The sequence below is a fragment of the Acinetobacter sp. GW821-FHT01C12 genome (genome assembly GCF_059422625.1).
Genome location: NZ_JBWKXD010000001.1, coordinates 1,070,204 through 1,090,028, shown reverse-complemented (window position 1 = coordinate 1,090,028; position 19,825 = coordinate 1,070,204). Strand labels below are relative to the sequence as shown.

16 protein-coding genes and 2 pseudogenes are annotated in these 19,825 nt (G+C 37.6%); 15 read left to right on the top strand and 3 right to left on the bottom strand.

Going from position 1 to position 19,825, the window contains the following annotated elements:
* The first annotated feature begins 156 nt into the window (after positions 1 to 156).
* The 5 genes from AC07WY_RS05185 to AC07WY_RS05165 all read left to right on the top strand — a co-directional run bounded on the left by AC07WY_RS05185 (position 157) and on the right by AC07WY_RS05165 (position 4,778).
* The gene (locus tag AC07WY_RS05185; RefSeq protein WP_327857436.1) at positions 157 to 1,173 is read left to right on the top strand and encodes an acyl-CoA dehydrogenase; all 1,017 of its coding nucleotides are present in this window, start codon (positions 157 to 159) and stop codon (positions 1,171 to 1,173) included.
* On the top strand, positions 1,161 to 1,937 hold the full coding sequence (locus tag AC07WY_RS05180) for a PIG-L deacetylase family protein (RefSeq protein WP_494735861.1): 777 nt from the start codon (positions 1,161 to 1,163) through the stop codon (positions 1,935 to 1,937). Before AC07WY_RS05185 ends, AC07WY_RS05180 begins: the two co-directional genes overlap by 13 nt.
* Complete coding sequence (locus tag AC07WY_RS05175) at positions 1,930 to 2,529, top strand: class I SAM-dependent methyltransferase (protein ID WP_494735860.1); 600 nt, start codon at positions 1,930 to 1,932, stop codon at positions 2,527 to 2,529. The genes AC07WY_RS05180 and AC07WY_RS05175 overlap by 8 nt, the downstream gene beginning before the upstream one ends.
* Positions 2,526 to 3,185 (top strand): glycosyltransferase family 2 protein, encoded by a 660-nt coding sequence (locus AC07WY_RS05170; RefSeq protein ID WP_494735859.1) that lies wholly within the window; start codon positions 2,526 to 2,528, stop codon positions 3,183 to 3,185. The genes AC07WY_RS05175 and AC07WY_RS05170 overlap by 4 nt, the downstream gene beginning before the upstream one ends.
* Positions 3,186 to 3,578: 393 nt before the next feature.
* A complete protein-coding gene (locus AC07WY_RS05165; protein ID WP_327857432.1) occupies positions 3,579 to 4,778 on the top strand; it encodes an MFS transporter in 1,200 nt (399 codons plus the stop codon).
* Positions 4,779 to 4,859: 81 nt separating this feature from the next.
* Here AC07WY_RS05165 and AC07WY_RS05160 read toward each other — a convergent pair whose 3' ends face one another.
* The 3 genes and pseudogenes from AC07WY_RS05160 to AC07WY_RS05150 form a co-directional block, all read right to left on the bottom strand.
* Positions 4,860 to 6,296 (bottom strand): alpha,alpha-trehalose-phosphate synthase (UDP-forming), encoded by a 1,437-nt coding sequence (locus AC07WY_RS05160; protein ID WP_423855240.1) that lies wholly within the window; start codon positions 6,294 to 6,296, stop codon positions 4,860 to 4,862.
* A complete protein-coding gene (otsB, locus tag AC07WY_RS05155; RefSeq protein ID WP_327857430.1) occupies positions 6,289 to 7,149 on the bottom strand; it encodes a trehalose-phosphatase in 861 nt (286 codons plus the stop codon). The genes AC07WY_RS05160 and otsB overlap by 8 nt, the downstream gene beginning before the upstream one ends.
* Before the next feature lie 1,041 nt (positions 7,150 to 8,190).
* Positions 8,191 to 8,434: pseudogene (locus AC07WY_RS05150) on the bottom strand (pyrimidine/purine nucleoside phosphorylase); the annotation flags it as partial.
* Between the two features lie 718 nt (positions 8,435 to 9,152).
* Between AC07WY_RS05150 and AC07WY_RS05145 the strand changes: the two are divergent.
* The 10 genes and pseudogenes from AC07WY_RS05145 (at position 9,153) to AC07WY_RS05100 (ending at position 19,517) form a co-directional block, all read left to right on the top strand.
* Positions 9,153 to 9,410: a hypothetical protein gene (locus AC07WY_RS05145; RefSeq protein ID WP_494735858.1), complete on the top strand. Its 258-nt coding sequence runs from the start codon at positions 9,153 to 9,155 to the stop codon at positions 9,408 to 9,410.
* Positions 9,411 to 9,593: 183 nt separating this feature from the next.
* Positions 9,594 to 10,259: a hypothetical protein gene (locus AC07WY_RS05140; protein ID WP_494735857.1), complete on the top strand. Its 666-nt coding sequence runs from the start codon at positions 9,594 to 9,596 to the stop codon at positions 10,257 to 10,259.
* A 66-nt stretch (positions 10,260 to 10,325) separates the two neighbouring features.
* Positions 10,326 to 10,658, top strand: coding sequence for a hypothetical protein (locus AC07WY_RS05135; protein ID WP_494735856.1), 333 nt, complete (start codon positions 10,326 to 10,328; stop codon positions 10,656 to 10,658).
* 102 nt (positions 10,659 to 10,760) lie between these two features.
* Positions 10,761 to 11,051: a hypothetical protein gene (locus tag AC07WY_RS05130; protein ID WP_315078737.1), complete on the top strand. Its 291-nt coding sequence runs from the start codon at positions 10,761 to 10,763 to the stop codon at positions 11,049 to 11,051.
* Between the two features lie 87 nt (positions 11,052 to 11,138).
* The gene (locus AC07WY_RS05125) at positions 11,139 to 12,170 is read left to right on the top strand and encodes a DUF932 domain-containing protein (protein ID WP_494735855.1); all 1,032 of its coding nucleotides are present in this window, start codon (positions 11,139 to 11,141) and stop codon (positions 12,168 to 12,170) included.
* A 52-nt stretch (positions 12,171 to 12,222) separates the two neighbouring features.
* Positions 12,223 to 12,429 (top strand): hypothetical protein, encoded by a 207-nt coding sequence (locus AC07WY_RS05120; RefSeq protein WP_494735854.1) that lies wholly within the window; start codon positions 12,223 to 12,225, stop codon positions 12,427 to 12,429.
* A 131-nt stretch (positions 12,430 to 12,560) separates the two neighbouring features.
* Complete coding sequence (locus AC07WY_RS05115) at positions 12,561 to 13,583, top strand: YqaJ viral recombinase family nuclease (protein WP_494735929.1); 1,023 nt, start codon at positions 12,561 to 12,563, stop codon at positions 13,581 to 13,583.
* A gap of 137 nt (positions 13,584 to 13,720) precedes the next feature.
* A complete protein-coding gene (locus AC07WY_RS05110; RefSeq protein ID WP_494735853.1) occupies positions 13,721 to 14,650 on the top strand; it encodes a recombination directionality factor in 930 nt (309 codons plus the stop codon).
* A gap of 123 nt (positions 14,651 to 14,773) precedes the next feature.
* A pseudogene (locus AC07WY_RS05105) lies at positions 14,774 to 15,157 on the top strand (YagK/YfjJ domain-containing protein); the annotation flags it as partial.
* A 202-nt stretch (positions 15,158 to 15,359) separates the two neighbouring features.
* Entirely contained in the window at positions 15,360 to 19,517 is a 4,158-nt protein-coding gene (locus AC07WY_RS05100) for an RHS repeat-associated core domain-containing protein (protein ID WP_494735852.1), read from the top strand.
* Positions 19,518 to 19,825 lie beyond the last annotated feature (308 nt).

Sequence of the window (19,825 nt, the reverse complement as noted above, 5' to 3'; positions counted from 1 at the left end):
ATGTCATTCAATAACAACCACACAAAATTAAATGATATTTTATCTATTTAGTGTGAGTTGATTGGCAGTTTTATATTTTTATTACAAAACTTAAATTTAATATATTAATTTTAAACGATAGATTAAATTTTAAAGCTTATGAAAAACTAAATTAAAATGAATCTTCAAGTCCAAATAAATAAGTCCATGAAACGGGTATTAGCAGATTTTGATTCGGCGACTTTCGAATATAAAAATCAGCAACGTGTATCTGTATTTCGCCAATTAACCCTTTTAGCTGAGAATTTACCCTTTCCCGCACAAGGGCAAACCTATGAACGTTGGCAGTGTTTTGCTGAAATTGCGGGAATTGATCTAAGTCTGGCAAAACTATTTGAATCACATTGTGATGCACTTAGTATCTTGCACGAATTAGGCGATTCGACAAACATACGTTCTTCAGAGATATGGGCTGTATGGGCTGCTGAAGGCGGTCCAGCACCTCTACAGGTGGCAAATAACCAATGTACTGGGACTAAGTTATGGTGTTCTGGGGCAGGCTTTGTACAACGAGCATTAATGAGTTATAAAAATCAACAAGGTCAATCTCAGTTGTGCATGGTTCAATTACATCAGCCTAATATTTCTATAGATTTTAGTCAGTGGCAAGCAGTGGGTATGCAACAGACCCAAACAGCGAAAATTCATTTTCACAACTGCTTAATTCGGCTTATCGGGCAACCTGATCAATATTTACAACGTCCAGGTTTCTGGCATGGTGCAGCAGGCATAGCGGCTTGTTGGTATGGAGCTGCTGCACGTTTGATGAATTTTTTACAACAAAGTTGTCAGGATAGTCCAAATTCATTTAAGTCTATGTATATGGGTGAGCTGGCTCAGCAGTTGGCAGTGACAAAAGCATTTTTTCAATATACAGCCAAACTTATAGACACACAGCCTCATGAGAATCATGAATGTGTGATTCGAATTTTACGTGCGCAAACCGAGCAATGCTGTCAAGCGGTCATGGATTTGGCTGGAAAAGCTTTAGGGGCAAGACCATATTGTGAAGAGGGTGTTTTTGCTCAATTAATGGCTGATTTACCCGTGTTTATTCGGCAAAGCCATGCCGCATTTGATGATGTGCAAATTGCTGAACGATGTTTACAGGAGCATATGTCATGGGAACTTTAAGACATCCTCTCGTTGACGATCGGATGATTCAGGGGGAGGGTACTCAAAAGAGTCAATGGTTACAGGCATTTGAAAAACAGCCATTGCCGCCACTTGATCTTGAGCAATTTCGCTCCAAAAGGGTGGTGATAGTATCACCGCATCCTGATGATGAGATACTGGGTTGTGCTGGCTTAATGCAACAGCTTATGCAATTAGATTGCAACATTATTGTATTGGCAGTTACAAATGGTACCCAGAGTCATCCTCAATCGAAAAAATACACACCCGAACAGTTAAATCAATTGCGTCCACTAGAAAGTTTGGCTGCCCTAGAGTCCTTAGCCATCGCTAAACACACCCAACGTATCGGATTGAATTTGACCGATGGGCAAGTTCATTTACAAATCAATCAACTTTGGTCTGGATTAGATCAGACCATTCAGCCTGAAGATTTTTTAATTTGCACCTATAAATATGATGGTCATCCAGATCATGAAGCAGTTGGTAAGACTGTTCAGGCATTCGCAAAAGTACACCAATTACCCTGTTTGCAAGTTTTGATCTGGGCTTGGCATTGGGCAAACCCTCTGGATCCGCGTATCCAATGGCAGCAAGCCTATGCTTATTGCTTGACTGATGAGCAAATTCTGCAGAAACGTCAAGCCATTTTACAGTTTGATTCTCAAACACAAGCCGATGAAAGTACTGGACAGAATGCTGTTTTACCGCCAGCAATTATTGAGCGCCTGCTCATGCCTTATGAGGTTTATCTCTGTGAATGACTATATTGATGTTTTTGAAGAATTGTATTTAAAAAGTGAGGATCCTTGGGGCTATGATCACCGTTGGTACGAAGCCAGAAAAAAGCAAATTTGTCTGGCCTTATTGACGCGCCAACACTACACAAATCTTTTAGAAATAGGCTGTTCCAATGGTCATTTAAGCCAACATTTGGCACTACGTGCTGATCGAGTCTTAGCGATAGACGCTTCCAACAATGCAATTCAATTGGCTTACAAACGTTTGCAAGGCTATAAACATGTTAAGGTAGAACAGAGAAGAATACCTAACGCTTATCCTTCTGGACGTTTTGATCTCATTGTCATGAGTGAGGTTGCATATTATTTGTCCTCATCAGAATTACATCAATTAATTCATCATTTAACGCATAGTTTAACGCCGCATGGAGAAATTTTGTGTTGCCATTGGCGACATGAAATAGCAGGCTTTGAGCTTGATGCGCAAAGGGTTCATACCAGTTTGAGGAAGCAATTGCCTTTTCACCACTATTTAACGCTGAGTGACCCTGATTTCATTGTCGATCTTTGGACAGTCGGAGCTTCTTCACTAGCACAACAGGAGGGAAGTATTTGAAAATAGGTATCGTTATTCCAGCCCATAATGAAGAACAGTACTTATCGGCATGTTTGCAAGCTGTTCAGAAAGCAATTGAGCAAATTAAGCATCATCAAGTTGAAGTTTTGGTTGTCTTAGACCAGTGTAATGATCAATCTTTGGATATTGTACAAAACAATCAGATACGTTGGATTACATGTAGCTATCAGTGTGTAGGGCAAGCACGTGATTTAGGAATTCGGCATTTAATTGCTCAAGGCGCAACTTGGATTGCATGTACAGATGCTGATAGTTGTGTAGATTTAGATTGGTTATACGCACAAATACAGCATCAACCGACTGATGTGATTTGTGGGGTAGTGCAACTCGATGATTTTAGCCATTTGTCGCCCAATACTCAGAAAAAATATTTGACCCATTACAAAGATCGTATGAACCATCAGCATATTCATGGTGCCAATTTAAGCTTTAGTGCGCAAGTCTATCTACACGTGGGTGGTTTTGAAGCGATCAGCTGCCATGAAGATATTGGATTGGTACATAAATTTATTCAATACGGTTATCAAATTACTTGGACAAATCGAGTAAGGGTGAGTACTAGTAGCCGATTAGATGCACGTGCGCCAGAAGGTTTGTCTTATTTTCTCAGTCGCTTAGAAAATGCTGAGCTTTAAATATCATTGATCAATCAATCTTTCTTAACTGTCTTCATAAAAATGGAAAACTTCGAGTGTTCCACTCAATCTAAGATTTAAATAGTTTATGCTTTGATAATGTGAGCAGAAGAATTCAATGCAGTGTTTATAGATTGCGATACTACAAATTAAAATTTAAAGTGAAAATTATATATATATTAGTGAGATAAAGTAAAATAGTAACAACGCTTTCTGTGTTACAAATTTCTAGAGAAAACTTAATAATAAACGATGACAGTATTTAAAATCTGAGTATAATTTCGCCAAATACCCCTTGTTCATTTGTCAGTTCTACATGGCAAAAGACAGGGGTTTTTCTATGGATTGTGGTTTTGTAAGGAAATGCCTAAATTTTTTGTGAGTGGCATATAAATGTTCATTTTTAAAGCTGTTGTATGGGACCGAACGAACCCCATCCATAGTCAAATTTTAGCAACTCAGCTTGGTTTTTTTAGCTTGGGTTTTGCGACCGCAGCATGGGCGCCTTTAATTCCATTTGCCCAGCAACGCTTGTATCTGAATCATGCAGATTTTGGTTTACTTCTGCTTTGCGCAGGTATCGGCTCATTCTTGTCTATGCCTGCTACGGGTGCTCTAATCCAAAAGCTGGGTTGTAAGTCGATTATCGGTTTTACGCTATTGGCTATGCTGTGTATTTTGCCTTTCCTGAGTATATGCAATACTGCTTTATCCATGGCCATTTTATTGTTTGTGTTTGGCACAATGGTAGGAAGCTTGGGCGTTGCCATTAATATGCAAGCAGTCATTGTTGAGAAAAATAGCCTAAGCAATAGAATGTCTAGTTTTCACGGCATGTGTAGTTTAGGGGGCTTAACTGGTGTAGCATTGGTCAGTATCTTATTGGCAGTAGGCGTTACACCATTACTTGCGGCGCTGAGTATCAGCTGTATATTGTTAAGCATTGCATTTTTTGCTATACCGCAATGTTTGACTCGAATAGAGAATATAGAGGAAGAGACATCAGTAGAAAATAAGCCAGAAAAATTAAAGTTAAAAGAATTGATGCATCCAACTTTGCTTCTGATCGGTTTGGTATGTTTTATCAGCTTTTTATCTGAAGGTGCAGCAATGGACTGGAGTGGGATATATCTGGTAAACCAATACCACTTAGATCCTACTTATGCTGGTTTTGCCTATACTTTTTTTGCAATCGCTATGACAGTAGGGCGGTTTTCAGGCAATGCTTTGCTACGATGGTTTGGTGCCAAGCAGGTGGTATTATATGGTACTGTTTTGGCTGCACTGGGTTTAATGGTTATCGTATTTGCACCTCACTGGTCAGTGGTGTTGTTCGGATATTGCTGTTTAGGTTTAGGAAGCTCCAACATTGTACCTGTGATGTTTTCTCGGGTAGGAGAGCAGAACTTTATTCCCAAAGCGGCAGCATTATCTTTAGTTTCAACGATTGCTTATAGTGGTGCTTTACTCGGTCCTGCGTTGGTAGGTTTTTTAAGTGAAGTGATTGGGTTAGGCTTGGTATTTATTTTAATCGCACTGCTCTTGGCAATGATTGGCATAATCAACAAATATACTCAGATACAAATGAAATAACATCAGATAGGGTTACAGCAACTAGCCGTAGCCATTACTGAGCAGGTTAAACAGCAGCACGTTAAAATGAAGAGCAGTAAATTAGAGCTTAAACGTTGAAGCTCTTGCTGGCATACCAGTCTTGTGCCTATAGATTGGTTCATCTATAGGTTGCTGTAAGTCTTGTAAAAATGCATTGCGCCAGTCATTGATATCAAACTGCTCGATGCCAAGCATCAGTTGTTGATAACGTTCAATACGTTCTTCTTTCGACATAAATAAAGCAGTTTCGAGGGATTTAACCATCTGCTTTTCATTATTTGGATCGACTAGCACTGCTTCGGTCATTTGCTCTGCTGCACCGGCATATTTAGAAAGAATCAATACCCCAGGGTTATCAGGATCCTGCGCTGCAATATATTCTTTGGCAACTAAATTCATCCCATCTTTTAACGAACTAACCCAGCAAATGTCAGCATATTGATAGATCTGCATTAATTCATCGTGCTCTACCACATCCTGAGTACAGTTAATGGGCGTCCAGTCAGCGGTAGAATAGTCTTGATTGATTTGCTTAATTTTGTCCATAAAAGATAGATAAAAATCTTGATATGTTGTGATGTCCATGCGTGATGGACCAGCAACCTGTAAATCCACAATATGCTGATGATACTCAGGATGTTGTTGTAAAAAACATTCAAAAGCACCAAAACGCTCAAGCAAACCTTTTGAGTAATCAATACGGTCAACACCGATAATAGTTTTATACAAAGGATTCTCTTCAAAATCGAATATCGATTTCATGGTTTGATTTTGACGCTGTGCTACCTGCTGTATCACTTCAGGATTAATACCAATAGGGTAGCATTTGATGCGGGTTTGTTGATCAGGTTGAATCAAAAGATCATCTTGTACACGACTAAATTTCAAACTATTCTGGCAAAGCTGCATACATTTTTGTTGGTCTAATTGGGTCTGTAAGCCTAATACATCATATTGAGTTAAATCTTTAAGTAAGGTGCGAGCCTCAGGTAGTTTTTCCCATATTGAAGCACTGGCAAATGGGATATGTAAGAAAAAACCGATACGGTTACGCATCCCGAGTTTTCGGCAATAATGCGCTATGCTGAAAAAATGATAGTCATGTACCCAGATCAAATCATCAGGTTGAGCTATATCATACAGCTTTTCGGCAAAAAATTGGTTAACTTGCTGATATGCAGCATATTCTTCGGATTTAAACTCAATTAAATCGGTACGCTCATGCATGGCAGGCCATAAGGTGTTATTGGCAAAGCCACAGTAATATTGTTGGTATTGACTCTGCTGTAGTGGGCAGGTAATAAATTCAATATTATCTTGCTGTATATGTTCAAACTTTACTGACTTATGATTGTCAATTTGTTGCCCATTCCACCCCAGCCATATTCCACCAATATCATGTAGTGCATCTTGCACAGCCACTGCTAGACCACCTGCTGAGTTATTCGAGGGATCGGGTAAGCTGACACGATTTGATAAAACAATTAATCTAGACATGAGTATTCTCCAAGAGTTTTACCGAAGATTTAATCTTTTCTTGTTGGATATGTTGAGCAAATAATTCGAGAAAATCGGTCACAGCCATTGTATTTTCTAATCTAAATCTAGCTTGGGTATCGCCTGCACCAACCTTGATACTGATACCACCAACCTGATTAATGACTTCAAAACCTGCTTCATCAGTAAAATCGTCGCCAATAAATAATGCAATACTATTTTCTAGTTTATATTGTTGGATTATTCTTTGAATTGCATTTCCTTTATTGGCCTGTATAGGAATTAATTCAAATACGTACTTACCCTGAATAATTTTAAAATTTAAATTTTTCGCTTGCACTTGTTCTAAAAAATGCAACGCTTGGTTTTTATATTGAGGGTGTTCTCTATAATGTAGCGCAATAGAATAAGGTTTATGTTCTATTCGAATATGGGGTTGAGATAAGCAAAGTTGATTAATCTCATGTTTAATTTGATTTAAATCTTCTGGATTATAATGAGTATGGGGCATAGAAATATGCGTATCGATATTTTTTAATTGCATTTCCAGACCATGGGTTCCTGCAATATTTAAGGCTAAATTTGGAAAAAAGGTTTTTGCTTGATCTAAAGACCTACCCGTAACAATACTGATAATTATAGAATTGTTGACAAGTTTTTGAATAATATTAAAATTTCTTTGATTCAAAGTTGTTTGGCTTGGATCTGAAGTGAAATCAGCCAGTGTGCCATCAATATCCAAAAATAAACTGTAGTTTGGATGTGTTAGATCATTTTTCTCATGGTGTATATTTTGGATGAGTGCTTTGGGTGAAATAATCCACGCTTTTTTTAATGCTAAATAATCATTCATTCTTTTACCTTTGAATAATTTAATTAATTTATTATTACTTTAATTATTGCCTTTGAGGAGATTATTTATGTTGTATAGACAAAAAACATACAGAGTTTACAAATATATATTTTGTAAAAATATTTCATTTTAGAAATATTTGATGGATATTATAAATAAAAATGTATTTCTATAACTATTATAATTTTATGTGGCAACGTAATATTTAATTCATTTAGACTAGTTTTTACTTGTTGCCTTGAATGACTAAATACTATAAAAAAAAGAGATTATTGTTTGAAGTTTTCACAAGTTTTTAAATCCAAAGATTGAATCCTCTTAAGATTAGGTAAATACATTCCAATAAAGCGGTGTTGATGAAAGTCATATAGGCTTTGAGGTAAGCCATTAGCTTGTAATTAAATAAGCGAAGCTATGATCATCATTTCAAGTTCATCGCTGACTTTAACTTACAGCAAATCTGTATGTAGATTCTCTTATAGCAGAATACCAATGTCATAGAGTTCTTTAACAGTTTTTTAAGTTGCTATAAGAGCATTTGGGTGAAAATTTGTTAAAATCAGAGTAACTATTGTTAGACTAAAATAATATAAGTATTTGATTAGTGTTGAATAATAATTATGGCATTGAGTTTGCAGAAAGCAGATCAATTTCTAGGACATGCATATGAATACAATCGCACCATCTATCTTGAAATCTTCAATATTTGTTCTAAATGCTCTGACTAGTGGCATCGCAATTGCAAATAAAACATCACAAAAAGTAATGTAAATATTGATTCTATTACTTTAGCGGCAGTAGTTGTAACCAGAATTCACCGAGCGCACCATCAACTTTCGAAATTTTGTCTGAAGAACAGTTTAAGTATACTGGAACGTTTGATTTATCTAAAGTGCTAACAATTTTAGCACCGTCATTTAGATTACCTTTAGAACTAACGTGTGCATTTGCTGCACAAATACCAGCAAGAGCATCATTTCGCGGTTTAGCCTCTAATCTGGTTTTAATCTTGAATTGACTCTGGACTGGGATTTGAAACTATTCACCAGACTTATAGATTCTTAGGGCAGGAGCATGACCAATTTGCACACTACATTCTCCAGAGATGAATTTCAATACGTTCACCTAGATGAGTCTTAAAAGTTAGGGGATCCTCGGATGGAAGAATAACGCCTAAAGTTTTTTTAGTTCCATCTTTTAAAACAATAGCATGGCTGATCGATGCGCCATTAAAATGAACATTGGCTTTCTTTTTTATTGAAATAAAATCAAATTGCTCTATCACAGGTTGCTTCCTAAATTTTTTAATAAATTGAGCCTATATTAATAAATTGCATTCACTCATTTCAAGATTCTAAAACTAGGCGTATTTAAAACTGTTTACTGTTGATCTTCACTTGTATTGTGGCATGTAGAATAACCTATCTATATGTAAACGTATTGACACCCTTTACAGGGCTGATTATCCTTTGCTTGCTGGCCTACATTGCCAGTCGGTTTTAGCAGACCGTTTTTCATACAGCACATCAGATTTGCTCCTTCTGAGGGGGAAATTTGTGTGAAACCCACTCGTCCCCCTCACGTTGCGGTAGGGCGAGAAGGGGACACCTTCGGGTGTGCTGGGTCTGTATGTCCAGTCTGCTAACCCCTTTTCGTCCTGCCACCATTATTTAGCAGTGATTGTGGCAGAACTTCTTTTTCATACAGGAGTGCGCCATGCGTACTAATTCTATTATAAATTTCTTTTTATCTTCTCGATCTATGCCTGTGCTTGATTACAGCACATAGCTCTCTTTCGCTGATTTTTCTAAAAACTTGATGACGATCAATATAAATCATGGACTTGGGTACTGCCCAGAATAAGTCACATCTGTGCATTATTAAAAAAATGATTGATTTAAATCCAATCTCAAATAAAGAAATTTCAAATACACATTACCTCAGTGAAGCCATAACGCTCTAAGTGTGGGCATTAAAAACATAAGTATGTATGAGAGGATAGAATGAAATTAAAACTCATTTTTTCATTGTCAGCCAGTGTTTTGCTGACTGCCTGTAGTAGTACATTTGAATCAGAATTTAAGGATGGTTGCCGTAACTTTGGTGGCAATCGTAGTTTCTGTTCATGTAGCTATAACAATGTAGAGAAACACTACGGAGAAGATCGACTTAAGCAGATCAAGAACCCGATGCAATTTCCTGAAGATTGGGAAGATCAAGTACAAGAAGCAGGTTTAGCCTGCATGTCTGAATTGAACTAGGAGGGGCTAAAGATGAGAAATCTATTGATCACTTATCTGCTGATTATGTTGGGCTACTGGTTCAAATTGATATGGACTTTACCTGCTGGTTATTCCAAAGCCTACCTTTTGGGCAGAGCCTTCGTCTGGCCTTTTACTTTTTTAGAATGGCTATTTTCTTAAAACTCACCAAGAAGCATAACAATGACAAATACAAATCAAATCCCTGCACCAAAACCCTACTGGAAAATCATCGGCGTAGTTTTGGTTTTAGTAATCATCGGTGCTTATCTATTGAACCAGCATCTACAACGTAAAGCAGAGCTACAGTTAGCACAGTTGGCTGTAGAACAAACCAAAGCCCAAAAAACTCAAACTGCTGATGTGACCCGAGCTTCATCTGAATCAGTTGATAAAGCTTTACCTGAAGATACAACACAAACAGAGCATTTAGGCCCAAGTGAAGATGACATTGCTGGTGCTTTAGCAGTGGTTGAAGAGGCGAAATCCTCACAAAACTCAGCAACAGAGCATTTAAGCATGCAAATCGATTCTGAATACCATGAAGGAAAAACATTAAGTTCAAATGCTGCAAAGTATGGTTTAAAGCCGATCAAAACTGCACCACCTGATCTCAAGGCAACCGTTCCAAGTATTGATCAGATGTTAGCATCACATCTCATGGATGTTTGGGGACGATCTAGCCCAGATCAGCTGGCTAAGCGTGTTGAAGGTTGGAGTCAGCAGGGCAACAGCATTACTTATCGTGCTGCATGGGACTCAGATCGCTATCAATGTACCTGGTATGTGGTGAGTTGGAACCAAAGCAACAATCAAGTGTTAAGCGAAGGCTATAAACCTTGTTTTTAAACAATTTAGTTTTTTAGAAATTAAATTTCAATCATTTTTATACCCTATTAAAACAGGAATATCACCATGAAAAATCTGAAAATTATCAGCTGTACTTTATTTAGTTTATTGATTTCAACAACAGTGATGGCAAAGACAGAACAGATCACCTTAAAAAAAAATCTGGGATTTGGTGAGGAAGCAGTGATTTTTCCAACCACCAAGGGGGAAGTGATCCTTAATCGTTATGCACTTTCAGCAGCCGTTACCAAACAGATCAAGCCCTATAAAAAAGGGCAATGTTTAGAAATCCAATCTCAACATGGATTCTTTAAAGATACTGGGGATGGGCAATATATCCAGAGTATCCGACCATGTAGAAGTCCATCTGGTTTGGCTGTACCTAAAGTCAATCGATAAGCTATACACGTTTAAATCTAAATCAAATCAACCTTAAAAACCACGCGCTGATGCTCGTGGTTTTTTTATATCTATTTCTTCATGAATCCAGGAAAAAACACCATGCAGCAATGCCCCTATTGCCATTCACCGCATGTGCAATTACTCAGGCAAAGTCAACAATCACAATCCAAAACTAAGTTCACGTTCTCATCGTGCTCACCAATGTCACTGGCAACGGTAGGTATGCAAATCTCTAAACGGCTGGGGATTAATCCCTTTGTTGGTGGTTTTATTGGTTTAGCCGCTGGAGGGATGTTTTTACTTTACATCCAACAGCAAGACAATTTGATCACCCTACATTACCAGTGTGAACAATGTCAGGAACACTTCGAAATTCAACACACTGAATGAATCTAACAGCCAACAACAATCTCACTCTGAAATATTCACACTGAATTGATTCAATTCATTATTCACTCAATAAGAAGGAAAATTCTTATGGCACATCAACTTGAACAAATGGCTTATGTGGGTCAAACCCCTTGGCATGGTCTGGGTAATCAACTCAGCCCAAATCAATCGATTGAAGTCTGGGCTAAACAAGCTGGTATGGATTGGCAGATTGAAAGCTCCAATGTCAGTTATATGGCTGAAAATCATAAAGGACAAAATCTTATCCTTCCTCATGATGAGCAACGGGTTCTATATCGCTCAGATACCCATGCACCTTTATCAGTGGTCAGTCAGCGTTATCAAGAAGTCCAGCCTAAACAAATTTTAGAATTCTATCGTGACCTCACAGAGCAATCAGGCTTTGAACTGGAAACCGCAGGGATACTCAAAGGTGGTAAGAAATTCTGGGCATTGGCGAGAACAGGACAAAGTACTGCACTCAAAGGCAAAGATGTCAGCAATGGCTATATTCTGTTAGCCACGGCTTGTGATGGCACGCTCGCCACGACAGCACAATTTACTTCCATCCGTGTGGTGTGTAATAACACCTTAGCCATTGCACTAAAAGGTCAAGATGCAAATCGAGGTGTGGTCAAAGTCCCTCACAGCACCAAGTTTGATGCAGACAAGATCAAACAACAATTGGGTATTTCTGTACGGGCATGGGATGAACACATGTATCAAATGAAACAGTTGAGTCAACGTAAAGTCACCCAGCAAGAAGCTGCTGCCTATTTCGATGCCGTGTTTAATAACACTAGTCTGAGTATCGCTGAACAAGATGACCGTTTTATTCAATATTACAGGCAAGTTGCCAATAGCGCAGACGCCAATAAAACAGAACCGAATGGACGAGCCATGTCTAAAGTCATGACCATGTTTAATGGGCATGGACGAGGGGCAGAACTATCCTCAGCTAAAGATACTGCCTATGGTCTGTTATGCAGTATCACAGAATTCGCTGACCATGAACGTCGAGCCATGAGCCAAGATCATCGACTTGATTCAGCATGGTTTGGTGCAGGTGCAGGCTTAAAACAACGTGGACTGGAACAAGCCTTAAGGATGATTACTTAAAACAGATATCGAGATTTTATTTAGACAATATCGCCATCACGCAGAGAATTTGATGACAGATGACAGTCTTGAGTACAAATTTAAGATTGGGGATTTAGTGGTTTTAATTTACCCCATTCAGGATGTGCAGATGAGGACAGTGGATGAAATACCACACCCTCAATATCTGGTCTTAGATGGATATGGGCATATCTACCATACTGACTTTATCCGTCTTGCAACGTTTGACGAAATTAAGCTGAGTTATCGTATCGACTAAATGCCGTTTAAACATACTGATTTCAATTCTAATCCCATGCCAAAAAGCATGGGATTTTTTTATGTCTTTCAAACTAGAAGTTAGAGGAATACATCTTGAGACAACATAGCGCAAATTTATCCCAACCCCCCATAGGTTCGGTAATAGGATCAAAAGCTTATTCATTACCTTTAAGACAAAAAAAGCAACCCAAACGCCTAGCTGAAACCAAAACCATGTCACAAGCCGAATGGCTCGAAGTGCGTAAACAAGGCATTGGCAGTAGTGATTGTGCCGCAGCTTGTGGACTGAATCCTTATATGTCGATGCTCGAACTGTGGATGATTAAAACAGGTCGTATTCAACAAAATATTGAGGATGAAAGTGAAGGGCATGCACCGCTCTATTGGGGCAAACGTCTAGAACCTTTGGTCGCTGAATACTACAGCATGCATACCAACTATAAAGTACGTCGAGTCAATGCGGTATTACAACACCCTGAACCTGATAAACACTTTATGTTAGCCAACTTAGACTACTCGGTGGTGGGTGATGCAGATGTACAGATACTTGAATGTAAAACCGCAGGGGAACACGGTGCCAAGCTATGGCGAGATGGCGTACCTCTATATGTCTTATGCCAAGTGCAACATCAATTGGCAGTCACAGGTAAGAAAGCAGCGCATATCTGTGTACTGATTTGTGGACATGAAACTCGAATCTTTAAAGTGATTCGTTCTGAATCGGTGATTCAGCACATCATCCATGCCGAAAGACAGTTTTGGGAGTGCGTGGAAAAAGATACCCCACCTGATGCAGATGCCAGCGAATCAGCAGCCAAAGCCTTACAACTGCTTTACCCTGAGCATGTACCACTGACAACCACAGATTTAACCCAAGATGAACAGGCCAATCAACAATTTGAACAATTGATTCAAGCACGCCATCAAATTGAAAAACATCAGGAGCAATTTGATCTACTCAAACATCAACTGCAAGCCAAAATGCAACAGGCTGAACGTGCAACCTTTAAAATAGGTTCTGTTACTTGGAAAAAGTCCAAGGACTCGATCAGCTTAGACAGTAAGGCTTTACTGAAAAAGCATCCTGAGTATCTCAATCAATTTCCACAAAGCAAACAAGGCTCACGGCGTTTCAATATTTATACCGATTAGCCTAAGCAAAATATCCAACCACTTAACATTAAACCAGACTTACTAAAAATCCTATGCCTGAGCGCATGGGATTTTTTTTATGCCTATTTCATTTTAACGAAATCCAGAAACTTATTTAAACAAAAGAGCAAACCACCATGATTAAAGGTCTAGCCATTACCCCACCGATACTTGGACGCATCAGTATTGGTAAAGTCGTCGAAAAGAATGGTAAACGACTACCTGAAAAGGATGATCAATTTACCATTACCAGTCAAATCCAAGGCAAAGATGGCTGGATTAAACATCCACTTGATGAGCAGCTTCGAGCGAAAGCACCTAATCAAAAACTTCGAACCATTCCAGTACGAATGATTTTTAATGATCCCGAACTTAACCTTAGAGCTGAATATACTTTATTTGATCGGCAAACAGGACGACCTGTTTGTGTTGGAAATGGTGAATTCTGTCAAAGACAAACCAGCCAAGGCATTGAACAACACCCATGCCCATCACCAGATTTATGCCCATTGGCACAAGGAGGGAAATGTAAGCCTTTTGGGAGATTACATGTGAACCTTGATGAATCGGATGAACTCGGTACGTTTATTTTTAGAACCACCGGCTTTAATAGTATTCGCACCTTGGCTGCGAGGCTTTGTTATTACCATGCAGCCTCCAATGGCTTACTTTCGTGTTTGCCACTACAACTTACACTTCGAGGCAAGTCTACTACACAAAGCTATCGTACACCTGTGTATTACATGGATTTAACGCTACGTGATGGAGTCAACCTTCAACAAGCCATTCAAGTGGCAAAGGATATAAATCAGCAAAGTAAGCAGAGTGGTTTTAATCAGCATGCTTTAGATCAGACGGCTAGACAAGGTTATGGTAATGCAAGGTTTGAGGTAAATTCTGAAGAGGGCTTGGACTTGGTGGAAGAGTTTTATACAGATGAAAATTCTGAAGCTATGACATTACAGCCTGATTCGAAAACCAAAGTTCGCCCTAAATCTAATCAGAAAAATGGATTTATACAGGATATACAAAAAGGATTACAGGGAAGTGTGAGGGCTGTAAATTAAAAAAATGCCTTATATTTAATTGTACTAGCTCAGATCTGATCAGCATTTTTTTACTTTTTATGTGATAGTTTGATTCAATATTTGTAGATGGGTAAAGACTTTAAAGCAGAGGGAAAAGTTGTACTTCTGCTTTATTATGATGGGCATAAACACCCAAAAGACTTTGGTATGGCTATACAGGTAGGGCAGTGTTGGAGTGAGATCACGGCTAACCAAGGCTACTACTTTACCTCTAACTCGCCTGAATACAAGGCGAAATTTCTACAGAAGGGTAAATTGGGTATTGGTATGATTCATCGATCCAATCCTCAACAAGTTTAAAATGCCATCAATGCAGCTATGTATTTGGTCATTCCTGAAAAGGAGAATCAGTATCTGAGAGGAGGGGTTCCTAAGATGCGGAGTTTTGGCAAGGCGCAATACAAGACTGATCATCGTAGAGGGTGTGTTGTCTCTGCATTGCTAGTAGTGAAAGGCTTTAGGTTTTGTAAAGATTACTACGTTTGATGGCATTCCAAGGTGGGAGTAATTAAAACAGGTGATTCTTGATTTGAGTCTACTTAGGAAACTATGTAATTCAAGTGAAGATATGCAATTTTTTTTAGCAAGTCTATTTTAAAGATGATTTTAAGAATTAATTTCAATTGATAATGATTTTTATTTGCATGTATAATTATGTAACTTATTACTTTATTAATACATAATACTTATGAAGATAAACTTCAAAAATTTTGGTGTCGTTTTAATTGCTTATGTTGGACTTGCTCTCCCTTTGCAATCTTATGCCGTTAGTCATGCAGAGTGTGAAGAGGCTGATAGAAAGTGTTGGGGTGAATGGGATATGTCAACAGGTACTTCAAGCGGAAATACAGATTGTACAGATTGGCTTAGAATAAAAAATACTTGTATGGTATTACTAAAACCTGTCACCTCATTACCAACAATAGTTGTACAAGCGAGAAAATCACAAGTAAGTGTCGTTACTCAAGGCAGCTTTTATGTTCCAATGCAATACCCTTCTGCTGGAGTTTCTGGTTTATCATCAAGGCAGGGAGTTAAGCCTAATGGTGGATCTGATACACAGGATTGTTCAACTGAAAACCCAGTTATTATTTCAAGCGGTAAAAAAGTACAACAAGAATTAGATTTTTTAGGTAATGGTGATATGCCATTAACTTTTACTCGTTATTATGACTCTAGTATGCCGCGTAATGCAGATTTTACCCCATGGGGTGGAAAGTGGCTGCATAGTTTTGATTATAAATTCATTCCTGCTGATATTCCTTATGTTAGCTTACCTGATGGTACCAATAGAAGTATAGATTATTTTTCAAGTGCGCGAATAGATACAAAAAAACAATTGTGGACTGTAAGATGGTCTAATGGCGAAGTTGAAGTCTATCATTATAAAGGAGACAAGGGACATTCTGGTTCATTAATCAGTAAAATGAATACGCAGGGTATAGGTTGGACACTTACATATTCTGGTGAAAAAGTTACTAAGATCACCCACACGAATGGCAAAACAATTCAGCTCATTTGGTCTGGTAATCAAATTACTAAAGTGATTGATCCAGCAGGTAGTGAATACTTTTATAGCTATGATAATAAAAACCGGTTAACAGGCGTAACCTATCCAGCAGGATTAGGTACAAAAACTTACCACTATGCAGAAAATGGTGCTGGAGAACAGATTATTAGTGGTATTTCAATAAACGGAAAACGTTATAATACTTATTATTTCAATGGCGATAAGGCGATTCAAAGCGGTCGTGCTGATGGTACAGAAAATGATAAATTAGAATATGGCAATGACTATACTTTAGTGACAAACCCTCTGGGTGCAATGTTTAAGTATATTTATAAGGATAATAAAAAAGACAAGTTAATTAAAATTGAGCGAAGTGGTATTAATAATTGTCCTAATAGTAATATGCAAACGACTTATAATGCCAAAAACCAAGTTTCTTCGGAAACAGATTGGAATGGAGTAACAATAGAGTACGAACGTGATAATTATGGTCGTATTACTCAGGAAACCACTGGTATTAAAGGTGGTGATCGTAGTCAGGCACGAATCACAAAATATGATTGGGCAAATAATCCTAATCGTCTGATAAAAACAACAATGTTTGGAAATAGCATAGATAAACCAATCAGTGAAATTACTTATGATTACTATACTGCCACTGATATTGCTAAAAGTCGGATTAAAAGTATTAAACAATGTAGTAAAACAGGAACTACAACTTGCTCAATCACAAGCTATACATATACATTCCATAATAACGGTATGCTTAAAAGTATGACTGAAAATGTAAATGGGGGCGTTACAGTACGTCAATGGGATACTATTGGTAATTTGTTGAGTATTACAACTCCCCTAGGTCAAACAACACAATTCAGTGACTATAATCAATTAGGTTTAATGAGTAGAGTTATAGATCCAAATGGATTTATAACTGACTTTGAATATGATGCGCTAGGTCGGATAACGGCTAAGAAAGAAACGCTAGGAATTAGTCAAATTCGTACAAAAATTTATAAATATGGGGCCTTTGGCTTAGTTCAAACTGAATCTAACGGAATGCGTGAATCCATTTATTATAATGATAATGGTACTATTGCTAGGATTACTCATGGTATTGGTAGTCAGGTATTAAGTAGCCAAGAATTTACCTACTCAAATTTGGGTGAGTTGCTCAGTACTACGTTTAAAGATGGTAGTTCTGTTCGCTACTCTAAGAATAATCAGCATAATCAACTCGGATGGGCAACAGCCGATTTAGGAAATAATGGTCAAAATCAACGCTATGAATATGATGCTAATGGGAATGCCATTAAGGAAACAGACTCTTTAGGAAAAATAACAACATATACTTATGATTCACAAGGAAATATCACGAATGAAAATCTTATTGATGGTTCGAGTGTTATCTATAGTTATGATAGTGTTGGACAATTAACAAGTGTTAAAGACACCAAAGGGAATACAACAACATATACATATGATGGTCTTGGTCAACTATTGTCGACGAACAGTCTAGATACAGGATTTACGAAATATCAATATGATATAAATGGTAATTTAACTAGTTTAACTCGTGCGAATAATGTCGTAACGACATATAGTTATGATGCTTTAAATCGTAGAATCAAAGCACAATCAGGGAATCAAGTTCAAACTTGGGTTTATGATAATTGTACTAATGGTGTTGGTCGTTTATGTGGAACAGCAGATGGAATCACTAGCACAGGTTACGGATACACAAAAGATGGTCAAATCTCAGTACAAGTTAAAAATATTAATGGTGTAACTTATTCTACTTATTGGAGTTATGATGCCTTAGGTAACATGATTGGTGAGAGTCGAGAAAATGATAACAATAAAGTCATCTATGAATATGACGGACTCAATAGAGTTAGTGCAGTTAAATTTAAAACAGATGCATCTACTCAAACGATTATTAGCAATATAACTTATGAACCTTATGGTGGAGTCAAAAATTGGACCTATGGTAATGGCTTATCAAGACAAATCAGTTACGATCAAGATTACCGACTAACAGGTATACTCGCTTCTGGAATACAAAATTTAAGCCATAGTTATAATGCTAACAATTGGATAACTCAAATTAATAATGGTCTAGATAGCAATAAAACAACAAGTTTTACTTATGATGCCCTTGGACGATTAAATCTTGCCTCTTCAATTCAGTATAAAGAAAGCTGGCAGCATGATACTAACTACAATCGTACGAGTCGTACAGGTAACACTAATGCTGTGACTAATTATGTACCTGGTCAAGGAAGCCGATTAAATAGTACGACTGGTGCTGAAGCGAAAAGTTTTACTTATGACGCCTTAGGTAACCTAACGAAAAAAACTGGTTATGGTGGTAACGTCGATTATACATATGATGCATTTAACCTTCTAAAGACTGTCAAAACAGGAAGTGCAACAACAACTTATGATTATGATGTTTTTAAACTTCGTAGCCGTAAATCAGGCAGTGGAGGAACAATCAATTATGTATATGCTTATGATGGTCGAATACTCGCTGAAAGTCCTTTATCTGCATCACAAAATGGTAGCTTAGCTAAAATCTATATTTGGTTGGGTGATCAGCCAATTGGTTTAGTGGCTAATAATCAACTGTATTACATTCATAATGACCACTTAGGCCGTCCTGAAGCGATTACTAGTGCAAATCAAGCAGTCGTTTGGAAAGCTCAAACGAGTAGTTATGATAGTGCTGTAGTGCAAAGTAGTATTGGAGACTTTAACTTAGGTTTTCCAGGTCAATACTATGATGCTGAAAGTGCACTTTGGTATAATTGGAATCGTTATTATGATGCGAGTATAGGTCGTTATACGCAGAGTGATCCGATTGGGTTAGCTGGTGGGTTAAATACTTATGCTTATGTAGAAAATAATCCAATCTCTAATGTTGATTTTTCAGGTTTAGCATATTTTGAATATAGACCACTTGATGGAAGTAGTGCTGCACGTAGTACTTTGCCTTTTAAATGGGACGAAAAGCTGAATATTGCTTATGCGCACGAACAATTATTTTTTGAAGACGGAAAATTTCCATCAAATATAGGTTACATGGCAAGTTCGAGGATTCAGTCGGATCCTCCAAGGCTATTAAAAACATATATAAGAACTCCGAATCGTCAGCATTATAATGATTGTGTAATGAGGAAAGCCGCAGATCAAACTGAAACAGGTACTTATAGTTTGTTTGGCACGGCTGGATTAGGTAATTCTAAAAATAATTGTCAAGATTGGGCGCAGAGAGTGCGACAAAACTACCAAAGATTAATTAATAATCCAATGATTAAAACGGAGTGTAAGCTATGATCCAATTACTATTTGAATTAATTCTAGCGCTTTTGTGCTCTTACTTGGTTCTAATCATATTTTTTAAATATAAATTAAAAATTAAATATTTAATTGTAATTGGTTTGTGTTTTTATATGGTTGAGATAGCATTTTATGTATACCTAGCTACAAAAGTACCTGAAGATGCTATACCAGTGACACCTGAGGAAATGAAAAATCCTCGTTAAATTAAATAACATATGTTTTTTAGATTTGAGGGATTTTGTTGGCCAAATCTAGGATATAAATAACTTTTAACTTTCTCTAAAATGGACACAATACACTTA